Origin of the sequence: Rickettsia endosymbiont of Nabis limbatus (assembly GCF_965196655.1) — a bacterium.
In the GTDB taxonomy this organism is placed as follows: Bacteria; Pseudomonadota; Alphaproteobacteria; order Rickettsiales; family Rickettsiaceae; genus Rickettsia.
Map to the genome: position 1 here is coordinate 1728991 of NZ_OZ239771.1, position 15891 is coordinate 1744881.

Consider the following 15891-nt stretch of genomic DNA (forward strand, 5'->3'; position numbering starts at 1 on the left):
CGAAAAATTGAAAGAAAAAGCATGGTCAGGAATCTTACAGTTTTTTATGAAGCATATTCACGAGCGTGATTTGTTAAAAAGGTGGGAAGAAATAGCTGATCTTTTGCCTAAATTCGCTAAAGTTGATATTGGTATTGATCATATAGAACTAATTTTATACTACACTTTGACCAAGATTAAGCAAGGTGATCTAATAGAAGTAGAAAAACTACTTAAATCCTAAAAAAGAGAGAACATTATGAAAAGCATAGCTCATCATTGGATGCAACAAGGTAGAGAAGAAGAAAAAGCTATCATGGCAAAAAAAATGCAAGAAGAAAAAGTTATGATGGCAAAGAAAATGCTGAAAGAAGGTATCCCATTAGAGTCTGTTATAAAAATTACAGAATTATCTAAAGCAGATTTAGAAAGATAAAATAGCTGTAGATTTAAGTATTTTGATAAAGACTAAGAATCTCAAAATTTTGACCTCGTAAAAAGAACTTTTCTGGCAATGTAATCTTTGCTACAAAATTTTTTACTGATTTACTTGATAAATATATTGTAGCTGTAGTATTACTCTGCTCATCGTTATTTATACAATTTGCAAGTAACGTTACTATTTGTTCTAATTCTTCATCATTTTTAGGATAAAGCTGTAAGTCAAATTGCTGATTGTTGGTTGCATCCTCAATTGATGAAAAGCTTTTAGCAGTAATTTTAATACCGCCCTCATCTTTAATGATATCGCAATTAACAACTACTAAACTTTTAACGTCAAGTAAATGTACGTAATCTTTTAAAACCTCTTCGCTAAAAATACTTAACTCAAATATATTTTCAGGATCAGAAAGCACTAGGGTAACAAATCTACCTCTTGCTGACATACGAGAATCTTTCTTTTGTATTACACCAGCAATCATTACTCTATTACTACCATCAGGCATATTATTATGTAAATCAGCTGAGCTTAAGATATTCAAGCGATTGAATATTTCTTTGTATTCTGTTAGGGGGTGATTTGAAATAAATAACCCCATGGCCTCAAATTCATAAAAAGCTAAAGTATTTTTATCAGCGTAATCACTTAAAACTAATATTTCTTTACTTAAGCTAGAGACTTTAATTAAGCTAAATTGATTAGATGCCTGCTCTTCATGGTAAGAAACCGAATATGCAAGAAGCTTAGAAATACTTGAAAACAACTGCAATCTATTGTCATGTAATTCATCAAAACAACCAGCTTTAATTAAATTTTCAAGTAATTTGCTGTTTATAGCTTTTGGTGGTAACCTCTCAATAAAATCAACGATCGATTTAAAAGCACCTCTTGCCTTTCTTTCATCTGTGACTAACTTACCAAAATTCGGCGTAACTCCTTTTATAGCCCCAAGTGCAAACACTATAGAATGCTCTAAAATACTGAAATACCCATTAGAAACATTAATATTCGGTGCAATAATTTTTATATTATTATCTTTTGCTTCTTGCAGGAATAAATTAATTTTATCGTGATTATTTAGTTCAAGATTTAAGCACGCAACTACGAATTCTGCTGGATAATTAGCTTTAAGATATGCTGTTTGGTATGAAATAACCCCGTAAGCTGCAGCATGTGCCTTATTAAAACCATAACCAGCAAATTTAGCAACAGTTGCGAAAATTGATTTAGCTTGAGCCTCAGAAATATTATTAGCTATTGCACCCTTAACAAAAATTTCTTCTTGTTGTTCCATCTCAGCTTTAATTTTCTTACCCATAGCTCTACGAAGCAAATCAGCAGCCCCTAGGGTATAACCAGCTAAAATTTGAGCAATTCGTTGTACTTGTTCTTGATATATTACTACTCCATAAGTTTCTTCTAAGATAGGCTTTAATAACTCATGCAAATAATCAGGCTGTTGTAATTTATGCTTACAAGCTATATAAGTTGGAATATTTTCCATAGGTCCAGGGCGATATAACGCACCAAGAGCTATTAAGTCATGTATGGAGTCAGGTTTAAGGCGTCTAAGTGCATCCTTCATCCCAACACTTTCAAACTGGAATACGCCGACTCCTTTACCTTTGCATAACATTTGATAAGTTTTTTCATCATCAAATGTCATATCGTTAAAATCTATTTCTATATTTTGTTCTTTTAACAATTTCTTACAATCGGTAATAACAGTTAGAGTTTGCAGCCCAAGAAAATCGAACTTAATTAAACCAGCAAGCTCGCAATATTTCATAGAATAACCAACTACTAGCATATCGGAGTTAGCATCTTTATAGACAGGTACTATATCAACTAAATCAGTACCAGCTATTACGATTCCTGCTGCATGTGTTGAGGAGTGACGATGCAGCCCTTCAAGAATTAATGAGGTATCAAGTACTAGCTTAATTAATTCTAGTTCACCCTCTAAATTATATAATCCGTTACCTTTAGCAGCGTTGGCAAGCTCTGGTACTTCTCGTATTGCCTGCTCAAGCGTAACGGGGTTTATTGCACTAAACGGTACTAATTCAGTTAGATAATCTGCAAATTTATATGGCAAGCTTAGTACTCGTGCGACATCCTTAATTACCGCCTTTGCCTGCATTTTACCAAAAGTTATAATTTGTCCTACTCTATTATTACCATATTTAGAGCGTACATAATTAATAACTTCTTCTCGTCTTTCCTGACAAAAATCAATATCAAAGTCAGGCATTGAAATACGATCTGGATTTAAAAATCTTTCAAATAATAGACCAAACTTAATAGGGTCAAGATCAGTGATAAGCAAGCTCCAAGCAACAACTGATCCTGCTCCTGAACCTCTGCCTGGTCCTACTAAAATGTCTTGATTTTTACTCCATTTTATAAAGTCGGATACGATCAAAAAATAACCAGCAAAATTCATACTGCATATAATGTTTAGCTCATAATCAAGACGAGCAAAATACTCAGTTTTAATATTTTCTTGGTGTTCTATGGAAATATGTTCAGATTTGAATTTTGTATCAAGTCTTGCAAGTAATCCGTTTTTTGCTTCTTTTCTAATTAGATCAGTTTCACTAATATCTTTAGTAGCAAAATTAGGAAGCATTGGAGGGTTTGTATGGGCAGCAAAATAACAACGTTGTGTTAAATTTACTGTATTTTCGATAGCACTAGGTAGATCGACAAAAAGCTCTATCATTTCTTTTGCTGATCTGAAATAACAATTCTCACTAACTGTTTTACGATCAGGATATTCTTTAGTAACACCGGCAGAAATACATAATAATACATCATGTGCATCATGCATGCTTTTTTTGCTGAATAGTACTTTATTAGTAGCAACAAGAGGAATATTTAATTTTGATGCTATTTTAATATAATTATCTTCAATAAGCTGTTCTTCCGGTAGATCATGCCTCATAATTTCAAAGTAAAAACGATCTCCAAAAATTTCCTGCAAGTTTTGTGCAAATATTTCAGCTTGTTCTTCTTTATTAGAAAGCAAACACTTCCCTATAACGCCTTCAGTATAACAACATAATGCTATTAACCCCTCTTGATATTCTTTTAAATCCTCAAAAGTAATATGGTTGCATATTTTTCGATCATTTTTAGTAAAGGTTATACTGGATAGTTTAAGCAAATTTTTATAGCCAGTTTCATCTTTAGCTATCAATAATATTTCTGCAAAAACGTTTGCTTCATATTGTATATTTAAAATAACTCCGTGAATAGGCTGCAAACCTTTTTTTATAGCATATAAAGCAAACTCTAGCGATCCAAATAAATTCTCCTTATCTGTTAAGCAAATAGCAGGCATTTTATAAGAAGAGGCAAGTTCTACTATTTTCTCAGTAGTTAATGCACTTGCTAAAAAAGAATAGGAGCTTTGCGTTCTTAAATGTATAAATTCAGTTTGCATTTTTAATTAGTGTTAAAGTGTATAAATCGTCATTGCGAGCGAGTGAAATGAGCGTGGCAATCTCATGAAATAATACGGGATAACAACTCCTGAAATTGCCGCGTCGTCTACGACTCCTCGCAATGACGTTGTTGGGGCTAAATCTTACTTCCTACTGTATAATATCTAAAGCCTATGCTCTCCATCTCATCAGCTTTTAAGATATTCCGTAGATCAATAATTATAGGTGATTTTACCAAGCTGTAAATTTTCTGCCAATCAAGTTCTTGAAATTCACTCCACTCAGTAGTAATAACTATAGCATCAGCAAAATCACAAGCTTTAATTGCGAAATCTAGATATAGCAAATTTTCATTTTTAAAAGTTTTTTGGGCATTTTCAAGCCCCATAGGATCGAATGCCTTAACGTATGCACTTTTATCTAATAAATTTTTAATGATCTCAATTGCAGGGCTTGCTCTAACATCATCGGTACCTGCTTTGTATGTTAAGCCTAAAACAGCTATATTTTTACCTTTTAAATCTTCATCTAATAAAGTAGCTATCTTATCTACCATGAAATTTGGACGTTCTCTATTACTTGTAATCACTGCTTCAAGAATTTTAGAATCTATGTGATTATTCGTAATGATACTATTTAATGCTAAGATATCTTTTGGAAAACATGAGCCTCCAAAGCCAGGTCCAGCATTTAGAAAGGCTGTTCCAATTCTTTTATCAAGTCCTATGCCATTAGATAAATCTTTAATATTAGCACCAATTTTTTCGCATAAATTAGCCATCTCATTAATAAAAGCAATTTTAGTAGCTAAAAAACTATTTGAGCCATATTTAATAAGCTCTGCTGTAACTAAATCAGTTACTACTAACTCTGCTCCATTATCCGTTAAAGGTGTATAAATCTTTCGTAATATATGCTCTGATTCTTTATTATTTACACCAATCACGATACGATCAGGATATAAAAAATCTTTTACAGCATTTCCCTCGCGTAAAAATTCTGGATTTGATGCAATATTAAATGAGAAACCTTTTGCTTTTAAATAATCAATGATATTATTACAACTACTAGGCGGCACAGTTGATTTGATAACTATTAAACAATCTTTGTTTATATGTAGAGAAACTTTATCTATTGCCTCATAAACATAACTTAAATCGGCTTCGCCTGATTCTTTAGAGGGTGTACCGACTGTTATAAATACTGCTTCGGTATTTTTAAGTTCATCATTATAAAAGCTAGCAAACTTTAACCTTTCATGTTCCAAAGCTTGCATAAAATATTTATCAAGTTTAGCTTCATAAATTGGTAATATTTTCTTATTTAACTTAGAGATTTTGGCTTCATCATTATCAAGACAAGTAACATTGTGACCTAGATAGCTCATCATAACACCTGAAACTAATCCCACATAGCCGCTACCAATAAATGTAATATTCATAATTTTTGATGATTTTTCTAGATTATACTCTATATTTAACAAATATTACAAGTCTAAAACTTGCGTTATCTTTTAATCGATTTATAAACTCGAATGAATTTTCTCAAAAAAGCTTTTATTAGTATTTTTACAACTTTTGCTGCATTGTTTCTAGTTGCATATTTAATTTTTTATAGTGCAAATCATGGACATATGGATAAGCCTTTAAAAAGAGTAATTGAATTTTATTTAAGTAAAAATGATATCAAAGCTGTAATAAATGACTTAAGTTTTAAAGAAAATCACTTAATAATTAATAAAATTTCTTTATATCTTATAGATAATGCTGAAGGGGAAATTAATGACCTTGATGTTACTTTAAATTTCAAAGATTTATTTTCTAATTCATTAATAGAAGCATATTTTAATATAGCTCAATTTTCGGTAATATCGAATAATAAGGAAGAAATTATAAATACTCAAATAAATGGTGATTACTCTTTAAATATATTCCAAAGAAATATTTTAACTAATATAAACCTCACTTCAATAAAAAGTGATATTTTAACCGATGAAAAAGGGGCAGGGCTGCCGCTTGGAAAAGCTATATGTGTTTATAAAACTAGCAATACAAAAAGTAACCCTAAAATAGCTGATTGTAAGCTGAATTTTGGTAACAAAGCTTCTTTAACTTTAAACAGTAAAGTAACTGATAAAAACATAGATGCAAATGCCAATATAGTAAATATTCCTTTGATAATTTACCAAACAGTAGAAAAAATTATTCCTAATAATCCTGTGATATCATATTTGCAAGAGCATATAAAACAAGGTCACATTCAAAACGGCGAATTAAGCATTAAACTAGATAGAAAATTTTTAAAAGAAAATATTTTAGAAGATGATAATTTAAAAGCAAATTTGCATATATCAAATTTTGAATATAAATATCATAAAGATTTACCTGCTTTAACTAAAGTTGATACTAATATAGTTATTTCAGGGGCAGAGATAAAATTCTTGATTAATGAGGCTTATAGCGGTAACAGCGTTCTGTCTAATGGTATTATGACTTTTAAATGGGAAGGACCTCTTAAGTCACAATTTGTTTTTAACGCTACTGCTAAAGGTGAAATTAGTGATTTAGTTGATTTTATACCAAATGATGCATATCAAAATGTTAAAAATGAAGATATTGATTTGAAAGAAATTAAAGGAAATGCCAATTCAATAATAGAGATAATAATTCCTATCAATTCTGAAATCGATAATAGCTATAATGTTACTTCAACATTGACTGATATAAATTTTAATACTTTAAGCAATAATATATTGTTGCAACAAGGTGAGGCAAAAGGTGTTTTTAAAGACAATCAATTAAATATTACTGGTAAAGGTAAGATCAATAACTATGTAAGTAATTTTACTTATGACCACGATATGGTAGATGAAAACAATAATTGCCTGCTCAAAATAAAAAGTAATATTACAGCAAATAATAAAAGTTTTGGCATATTAAAATTAATGTCAGGTAGTGCTGTTTTAGATTTTGAGTATAAGAAACAAAATAACAATACAACTATTGATCTTAATTCTAACCTTGATAATTTAGAGTTTTATATAGCTAAAGTAGCTATCCACAAACAGTTGCGTAAAAAAGCTAATTTAAATATCCATACTAAATTAAATGATAAAGGCTCAGATAAGAATATCGAATTTAGTCTGTCAGGGGATGATAGTTTAAAAATTAATGGTAATATCTTAGCTAAGAAAGATATTTATAATATATCTCTATCTTCTATTAATCATAAAAATACAAGATTAAGAGGAAAAATAACTATAGATAGTCATAATCTAAATACTGAAATTTATGGAAGTGTGTTAGATCTTTCAAACTCTAATATGATGGAGTTTTTACAAAAAGATGGTGATTCCACACGTAATGTAATGTTAAAAACTAACATATATAAAATTTTATTAAAAGATAATGTAATTTTAGATAACTTTGATTTAGCAATTAAATGTGATAAAGTACTCTGCTTTTCTGGTTCTCTAAATAGCAATATTTCCAATAATGGAAAAGTAATGATGTCTCTTACTGCACAAGAAAGCTATGAACAATGGTTAATTGAGTCAGATAATGCTGGAGCATTACTTAAAGGGCTTGGGATGTATAGCTCTATGCAAGGCGGTTATACTAAAATTAACCTGAATACTAGAAGATACAAAGTTAAAAAAGGCGATATAATACCAATATTAGATGGTAAATTCTATATAACACGTTTTGCTTTAACCGATACTCCTTTTTTAACAAGATTAGTTTCTTTCGTTTCAATACCTGGTCTTCTTAGCTCGATAACCAATAATAAGAATATTTCATTTGAAGATATGAACGGTAATTTTAGTTATCAAGGAAACGTAATTACATTATCCGGTGCAGAAGCACACGGACCATTTTTTGACTTTACTATGAAAGGTAATATTGATACCAACCAAAAATTAATTCAAATTAAAGGTAACGTTATCCCATCATTTTTCTTCATTAGTAGTATTGTAACTAAAATACCGGTAGTAGGTAAGATATTTTCTAAAGTCGCCCCCTATTCTTTAAAAATACAATATAAATAATATGTTATTGATAAAGCAAATAAGTGTAGATAAGATGTATTTACTTGGAATTTTGCTCTTAGGTATGATTTCCGGTCTAACATTTAATTTAATTTTTTTTACTGTTCCATATCAATTATCTGAAGCAAAATATACAACCGATATAATAGGTTCAATATCGCTTGCTGCTTTTCCTTATTGCGTAAAAGTTATATGGTCTCCTTTTATCGATAAATATTCTATCCCTTTTTTATGTTCTAAATTTGGAGCTAGGCGTGGCTGGGCATTAGCATCACAGCTATGTTTAAGCCTTGCAATAACCGGTTTTTCGAGTTTTAATCCTTGTCATAATATATATATTACTGCAATTATATTATTTATTATCTCTTTTTGTGCGGCTACTCAGGATATCGTACTTGATGCATACCGCATTGAGAGACCTACTTCAAAAAAAGAACTCTCTTTGGCTTTTACTTTCGGCAGTATAGGATTCCGCCTTGGGATGTTACTCGGTAGCGTCGGTGCTTTATATATATCGGTTATTTTTGATTGGAGTACTGTTTATAAATTAGCTATTTACATTACTCTTCTTGGACCTATAATTATTTTATGCATTAAAGAACCAAAGCCGAAACAACAATCTCATAGAACGAAAGATTTAATAAATTTAAAACAATATTTTGAAGTTATTAAAAGTAGTATTATATCCTTAAAAACCGAACAACGACATTTATTGTTAATTATGCTGTTTGTGTTTCTATATAAAGCCGCTGATTCTATACCTATGGCTATGAGTTCGCCTTTTCTATTAAATTTAGGTTTTACTACTCATGAAATAGCCTTTATTTACAAGGCTTACGGATTGCTTATTATGATAGTAGGAGGAGCGTTAGGCGGAATTTTATCAACAAAAATCGGTATATTACGTAGCGTTTTAATAGGCGGCATTATTCAATTACTTTCACCTCTTATGTTCATGATCCTTGCTGTTATTGGATATGATATAAAAACTTTCATACTAACTATTACCATGCAGAATTTCTGTGCAGGTCTTGCCGGAACAATTATCTCGATATATTTCGCTAGCCTTTGTAATAGTGAATTTGTGGCTACTCAATATTCTATTATAGCGTCTTTTAGCTCGGTTAGTCGTATTGTTTTAGCTGCTCTTGGTGGCATTTGTGCGAAATATCTTCCTTGGTCGTTATTCTTTTTTTGCAATACTTTATTTAGTATGTTATTTATACTGGTTTTCTTTAAAGTATATAGTAAGAAAATATAGAGTATCGCAAATAGCAAATTACTTAGGTAATTCGCTATTTGCGTAGAGTAAGGATAAATTTATCCCTATTCCTAATAAATGATACTCCTCGCAGCAGAGCTACGAGGTATCTATCCAAAAAGTTTTAACTGTTTTTGTTGAAATGCTTTATAAGAAGGTTTGCCTGAACCTTGATTTTTTACATAATTACGTAATTTCCGCTCATCACCATGTTTACCTACTGTGCTCATAAAATATCCTTTACTCCAAAACTCACTTCCCCATAATTTTTCTTTAAGATTTGGATATTTCTTAAACATTTCCTTAGATGTAATACTTTTTATGATTTGAGTTATTTTTGTTGGGCTATACATTAGTATTGACTGTAGTAAAAAATGTACATGTTCTTTATCTACTCCTATTTCCAAAAATCTAATTTCATAACGAGCTTCTATGTCCTCACAAATTTTACATAAATAATCCAGGAGTTTCGCACTTAGGAAAATTGCATATCAGTTAGAAGCCATCTAATGTTATTCTGAATTGATGTTTTTATAACTTCCCAAGTTTGTTGATATAAAGTAATTTTTTCATTTATCCTCCTTTTGTTCATATCAAGCCATGCCAATACAGCAAGGCAAATATGATTTCTTTGAGCTCGACCCGTGCGTGCCTGACAGCTTTCAATACCACAAGTTTGTTTTAATTCTCGATGATAAACTTCTATAGACCAACGTGCCTTAACAATTTTCTCTATTTGCTCACGTGTAGGGTTTTCTAAATTAGTTGTTATGTAATCAATGCGACCATTTTTTGCCACAAACTTAAATACCGTTACCCAACCGTATCCACGTAGATGAATTTTTAGCCCTTCATCGGGAATCTCCAAAGTGTCCAAGCTAACATTACGATTAACTTTTCTATTTCTTCTTAGGTTAGTAACCCATATCCAACCTAAATTACGTATATGTTTTAAATTATCCAAACCACTATACCAAGCATCCATGACTATGGCATCAGGATTGATACCTCTTTCTTTAGCTAAAGTAAGCATATCACAAAAATGCTCGTTCTTTGTTTTGCCATCAGTTTCTTTATCATATATTCTATAATCTACAGGAGTAGATTGATCAATTTGAGTATTGTAATGCAGTAAGTTTACCATTCCTATACCAGGTATAACATCATGTACAGCCCCAGAATATTGATACTTTACAAGCTCGATCCTCTTACTGTATTGCTTTGACAATAAGGTGTCATCTCCTACTAATAAACAAGGCTCCTCTAGATCAAGATATTTTGACACTTTGCTATAGATTTCGCTAGGGCGAAAATCTTTACTCTTTAACCATCGACTTGCACTATCGTGCGATAGATCTACTGGGCTTACTTCAGATAATGCTTTGCCAGTATATCTTACACTACTTGCTTGTAAAAACGATTGATATAAATCTTTGCTACATTTTGATCTTGTCATTTTTATCTAAAACTATTTTTCTCTAGATTACCATATTCTTTGCTAAGAGCCTATCTTGAAAGACGAATATGCTCATTAAATAGTACTGCAACATATTACTTTAGCACTGTTTGATGTATCAAAAAATTTACAATTTTTAGCAAAATTACTGCTTTTTTATACAAATTGTAAACTGCTTGCTATGAATTAGTGTATTGTTTTTGTTCTCAATACACTTTCAAGACAGGCTCTAAGTGCGAAACTCCTGTAATCGTCTAGTTCCTCTTTGAATATTACTCTTCTATACTTTGCCGGTGTTACTAAATGATATATTAGTACTGTGACATTATCACTTTTATGTATATAACTGCTTTCTTCCATGCATCTAGTATATCACGAAGCAGACCTTCGGGGAATTAAACCCTAAGAGATTAATTACGTTTACTAATTTGAGGCAAATTTAGTACGCTAGGGTGTGTTAAGAAAAATAGCAATTCTTGAAAAAGAAAAAAAGAAGTATATTATATAGTTATGAAATTATATTCTTTTCAAGAACATTTATCAGAGCTTAAATTAAGATTATCCAGAATATTTATTATTTTTATAATTGCATTTGCTATTTGCTATTATTTTAGTGATACTATTTATAGTTTCTTATTAGAACCGCTTGCTAAACTAAGTAAGGATAATTTACGAAATATAATTTATACTGGACTTACTGAAGCATTCTTTACTTATATTAAGCTTGCAGCCTTTGCAGCTTTCGCTATTATTATACCAGTAATTGCTTTAGAATGTTACTTATTCGTTAGTCCTGGATTATATTATCATGAGAAAAAAATTATTGCGTTTATTCTTTTTATATCGCCTATTTTATTCTGGTGTGGTAGTATTTTCGTTTTTTATTTCGTAATGCCAAAAGCTTGGAATTTTTTTCTTAGTTTTGAAAAGCGTGATTTAATAGTACCGATAGTTTTAGAGGCTAGGATTAGTGAATATTTAAATCTAGTTATTCATCTAATTATAGCTTTTGGTGCTGCCTTTCAACTTCCAGTTGTTTTAATAATATTAAATATATTAAAAATAATTACAATAGAAACTCTTAAGGAAAAAAGACGTTTTGCGATAGTTATTAACTTTATTATTGCAGGAATATTAACTCCTCCAGATATTTTAAGCCAGTTTGCTCTTGCAATACCGCTGCTTTTATTATATGAAATTTCAATAATAATATGTAATTATATAGAAAAACCGAGGTCATAAATGCTAAATATTAAATGGATTAGAGAAAATCAAGAATTATTCGATGACAAGCTTAGGCAGCGATTTATTGAACCTATGGCAAAAAGAATCGAAGAGCTTGATGGTAAAAAAAGAAAAATCACTAATCTAATTCAAGAATTTCAGCACGCACGTAAAGTAAAGTCGAAAATTTTAGGTAACATGAACACTAAAAGCGGCGAGGAATTTGAGGGATTACAAAGAGATGTTAAGGACATCAATGAAAAACTAGAAGAGCTCGAACAAGATTTAAACAATAATAATGAGCTAAACGAGCTATTAAATACTCTTCCTAATATTCCTGATGAAGAGGTACCATATGGTATTGATGAAAGTATGAATAAATTAATTCGTACTTACGGAGAAGTAGACCTTAATGCTCTAAATAAAAAGCAGCATTTTGAACTAGGTGTAAAACTAGACCTAATGGATTTTGAGCAGACGGCAAAAATTTCAGGTGCTAGATTCGTAACATTAAAAGGTGATTTAGCAAAATTAGAGCGTGCTTTAGCCAATTTCATGCTTGATATTCATACTGGAGAGTTTGGTTTTCTTGAAGTGTCACCTCCAGTGCTAGTTCGAGATAATGCTATGTATAATTCGGGGCAGCTGCCTAAATTTGCGGATGAATCTTTTGCAACTACAAACGGTTATAGGCTAATTCCAACCGCAGAAGTGTCACTAGTGAATATGGTTGCCGATACTATTATTCCTCGTGAAAAATTACCTATGAGACTTGTTGCTCATACACCATGCTTTAGATCAGAAGCAGGTAGCAGCGGTAGAGATACTAGAGGTATGATTAGATTGCATCAGTTCGGTAAAGTAGAGCTTGTATCTATTACAACACCGGAAGAGTCAAAAAATGAGCATGAATATATGACTAATGCTTCAGAAACTATCTTACAAAAACTGGAATTACCTTATCGTACTATGCTACTTTGTACGGGTGATATGGGTTTTGCATCACAAAAAACTTATGATATAGAAGTGTGGTTTCCAGGGCAAAAACAATATCGTGAAATTGCTAGCTGTTCTAATTGTGGTGATTTTCAAGCACGTAGAATGAAAGCAAGATACAAAGAATTTGGTAATCATGATACTACTTTAGTTCATACTTTAAATGCTTCTGGCTTACCAATTGGTAGAACTATGGTTGCAATTTTAGAAAATTATCAAAATGAAGATGGTTCAATAACCGTACCGGATGTTCTGGTAAATTACATGGGAGGGTTACAAAAAATCACTGCATATAAAGAATAATCATTTATTAAACGTAAATAATTAGGTAAAGTTTTGTAATAATGTTTATTATATGATAAAGTTTTGCAGTAAGTGTTTGCGATTATAGCTTGTTGTTATACTGTGATTGGATCATTACATGGCTCGTTTTTTCGTCATAAGCTACGCGACTGCAAGGAGCGTGGCAATCTCATGAAACAGCATATGGTTTCTGAGATTGCTTCGTCGAAACTTTCAGTTTCTTCTCGTAATGACGGCTCTCAACCCATGCAACAAAGCCTTCAAGGGATAACAACAAATTAATTTAAATTAAGGTTATTTGTGTTTAGTGGTCTACGAAAGTTTGATAAGGATATATATAATTATAATGCTCCAAATTTTATACCTATAGCATGTCACTATAATGAGCATACTTTGCTTACTAAAGATGGTAAGTTACTACAAATTATTAAAATTTATGGTATTAGTTCAGAAAAAATTAGTGATAACATACAAAATTTACGTGAAATAATTAGAGCTTCTGTAAAAAAGCATACAAATAGTTATGATTTTGCTTTTTGGATGCATACAGTAAGAGAAAGACAAAATTTAGACGATCCTACTCCTTATAAAAAATTATTACCTGCTAATATTCATGCATTATGGCAGAGAAAAAATCACTGGAATGATAAATTTGTTAATACTTTATATATTTCCGTAGTACATGATTCTGCTAAGATTAAAATTAAAAATTTTGGTTCTTTGATAAATTCTTTATCAACTAAATTAATCGTAGACTTTGAAAATAAATATTTAGAGTCTGCCTTGCAGAAGCTAGAAAGTCTTGCTAATAATATTTTGAATGACTTAAGTGAGTTTGATGCAGAAAAGCTTGGTATAACATTTGAAAACGAAAACACATTTTCTGCACCTTTATTTTTATATAACCGAATAGCTAATATTAACGATAGCGATTGTTTAGTACCCATAATAGATTTATCAAGTGCAATAGGTAGAAGTACTTACACGATTAGTGGCGATAAAATGGTAGTTACGAATCAGGAACAAAATAAAAAATTTATTTCCTTACTATCTATCAAAGAATATCAAGAATCTCCGTCTGAAGCTCTTGATAAATTTTTACAGCTACCACTTGAATTAATAATAACCGAGATATTTTATTTTGTTGATAAAAAAACAGTCGCTTCCGCTTTAAAGGGGCAGGATTACATTTTAAAAATTACTAATGATGATAACTTAATTGAGCATAAGGGTATAAAAAGATTTAATGATAATAAATCTCGTTTTGAGTTTTGTAATCAACAAATTTCAATTGCTGTTATAGAAGAAGATGAAGATAAACTTACTGCTTCTGTTGCAAAAGCTGCAAGAGAGCTTTTTAAACTTGGTATTGTTCATGTAAAGGAAGACCTTAATATAGAGCAAACATTCTGGGCACAATTACCTGCTAATTTTGCTTTTATACGAAGAATGTCACCTTTATTATCAGATCATGTAGCATCTCTTGCTGCTTTGCACAATTCACCTTTAGGTAGCCAATATACTTCTTGGGGACGAGCATTAACACTACTTAGAACAGAAAGAGGTACTCCTTATTTCATGAATTTTCATGATAAAACTGGTAGGGGTAATACTTGTATTTTTGGTACAGAAAAAACTGGTAAAACAGTATTATTAAATTTTCTGGTGTCAGAATCAACTAAGTATGATCCAACAATAATTTATATCTCTAACAGCAATGATTCTAAGATTTTTATCGAAGCATTAGAGGGTACATGGTTAGAAATTGATAAACAAATTATCAATCCATTTTTATTAGATGACACAGAAAAATCGCAAGCTTTCATTTTAGAATTTTTAAAAATGTTAAGTGGTCATTATATTTCACCGCTTAATGAAGTAGAGCTAACTTTTTTAGAGAAACTTAAGAGTAAAATTTTATCAATTGATAAGGAAAAGCGAATTTTTTCTGACATCTTAAAATGGGAAGATTTTAAAGAAGAGGGTGGCAGTACAATATTAGATAAATTAAAAGGTTTCACAGAGGGACAATTATATAGCGGTTTATTTGACCAATCAGTTTTTAATATTAATGAAAGCAATATTGTCGGTCTTAATTTATATAAGCTTTCAGATGAGCCTTTTGCTAAGCAATTCTATCCAAGTGAAAGAAAATATTTAGAACAATTTAATAATAACTTAAAAAAACACCAAAATGTTAGTGCTAGTGTAGTTTATGCACTTACTTACCATTTAAGCTTAGTAGGTACTAAACCTAAAATATTTGCTGCAGATAGTTTTGATAAACTCTATAAACCTGAAATTTATAGTGATAATATAAACTTAATTTTTAATAATTTATCTGAAAGTAATGGTGTTTTTGTAGGTAATTTTAATTTTATTTACCTTAAAGCATATCCAAAATATACTTTAAAAGCATGGCTTGAGTTAATTAATACTAAAATTATTTTACCGTCTGATGTGAAAATTGAAGATCTAGACGAGATTTTAGGTTTAACAGACTCAGAGATACGTAAGTTATCACAATTAATACTTACCAGTAGAATGTTTTTAATTAATAAAGATAACGAATCTATAGCTTTAGAATTAAGTATAGCAGCATTAACTGGAGTTGTGCGTATTTTATCAAGTAAAAAGGAAGAAATGGCTATCTATAAAGAAGTGCTAGAAAAATACCAAGGACCACCAGATAATTGGATTAATTATCTATACGATGCATTAAACATAGATTAG

Annotated in this window: 11 protein-coding genes and 1 pseudogene; 7 read left to right on the forward strand and 5 right to left on the reverse strand. The window is 30.7% G+C overall.

Going from position 1 to position 15891, the window contains the following annotated elements:
• Window positions 1–7: 7 nt before the first annotated feature.
• Both ACOAL3_RS10050 and ACOAL3_RS10055 read left to right on the forward strand, forming a co-directional pair.
• A complete protein-coding gene (locus tag ACOAL3_RS10050; RefSeq protein ID WP_419234975.1) occupies window positions 8–223 on the forward strand; it encodes a hypothetical protein in 216 nt (71 codons plus the stop codon).
• 15 nt (window positions 224–238) lie between these two features.
• The gene (locus ACOAL3_RS10055; RefSeq protein WP_419234976.1) at window positions 239–415 is read left to right on the forward strand and encodes an Rpn/YhgA-type helix-turn-helix domain-containing protein; all 177 of its coding nucleotides are present in this window, start codon (window positions 239–241) and stop codon (window positions 413–415) included.
• 13 nt (window positions 416–428) lie between these two features.
• Here the strand turns inward: ACOAL3_RS10055 and dnaE are convergent, their stop codons facing one another.
• The gene (dnaE, locus tag ACOAL3_RS10060; RefSeq protein ID WP_419234977.1) at window positions 429–3869 is read right to left on the reverse strand and encodes a DNA polymerase III subunit alpha; all 3441 of its coding nucleotides are present in this window, start codon (window positions 3867–3869) and stop codon (window positions 429–431) included.
• Window positions 3870–4006: 137 nt separating this feature from the next.
• A complete protein-coding gene (locus tag ACOAL3_RS10065) occupies window positions 4007–5311 on the reverse strand; it encodes a UDP-glucose dehydrogenase family protein (RefSeq protein ID WP_419234978.1) in 1305 nt (434 codons plus the stop codon).
• A gap of 93 nt (window positions 5312–5404) precedes the next feature.
• Here ACOAL3_RS10065 and ACOAL3_RS10070 point away from each other — a divergent pair, with 93 nt between their 5' ends.
• Together ACOAL3_RS10070 and ACOAL3_RS10075 are read left to right on the forward strand one after the other, a co-directional pair.
• Window positions 5405–7918 carry a YhdP family protein gene (locus ACOAL3_RS10070; RefSeq protein ID WP_419234979.1) on the forward strand — a complete coding sequence of 838 codons (2514 nt, stop codon included), beginning with the start codon at window positions 5405–5407 and terminating at the stop codon, window positions 7916–7918.
• A 1-nt stretch (window position 7919) separates the two neighbouring features.
• Window positions 7920–9179, forward strand: a complete 1260-nt coding sequence (locus ACOAL3_RS10075; protein ID WP_419234980.1) for an MFS transporter — start codon at window positions 7920–7922, stop codon at window positions 9177–9179.
• 110 nt (window positions 9180–9289) lie between these two features.
• On the opposite strand, the gene tnpA is transcribed toward ACOAL3_RS10075, so the two are convergent.
• The 3 genes and pseudogenes from tnpA to ACOAL3_RS10090 all read right to left on the reverse strand — a co-directional run.
• Entirely contained in the window at window positions 9290–9664 is a 375-nt protein-coding gene (gene tnpA, locus ACOAL3_RS10080; protein ID WP_419235651.1) for an IS200/IS605 family transposase, read from the reverse strand.
• The gene (locus tag ACOAL3_RS10085; RefSeq protein ID WP_419234551.1) at window positions 9655–10635 is read right to left on the reverse strand and encodes an IS701 family transposase; all 981 of its coding nucleotides are present in this window, start codon (window positions 10633–10635) and stop codon (window positions 9655–9657) included. Before ACOAL3_RS10085 ends, tnpA begins: the two co-directional genes overlap by 10 nt.
• A gap of 249 nt (window positions 10636–10884) precedes the next feature.
• Window positions 10885–10995, reverse strand: a pseudogene (locus ACOAL3_RS10090) (IS200/IS605 family transposase); the annotation flags it as partial.
• Between the two features lie 150 nt (window positions 10996–11145).
• On the opposite strand from ACOAL3_RS10090, the gene tatC reads away from it, so the two are divergent.
• The 3 genes from tatC (at window position 11146) to ACOAL3_RS10105 (ending at window position 15891) form a co-directional block, all read left to right on the forward strand.
• Window positions 11146–11877, forward strand: coding sequence for a twin-arginine translocase subunit TatC (tatC, locus tag ACOAL3_RS10095; protein ID WP_419234981.1), 732 nt, complete (start codon window positions 11146–11148; stop codon window positions 11875–11877).
• Window positions 11878–13158 carry a serine--tRNA ligase gene (gene serS, locus ACOAL3_RS10100; RefSeq protein WP_395477000.1) on the forward strand — a complete coding sequence of 427 codons (1281 nt, stop codon included), beginning with the start codon at window positions 11878–11880 and terminating at the stop codon, window positions 13156–13158.
• 300 nt (window positions 13159–13458) lie between these two features.
• The gene (locus ACOAL3_RS10105; RefSeq protein WP_395477002.1) at window positions 13459–15891 is read left to right on the forward strand and encodes a VirB4 family type IV secretion/conjugal transfer ATPase; all 2433 of its coding nucleotides are present in this window, start codon (window positions 13459–13461) and stop codon (window positions 15889–15891) included.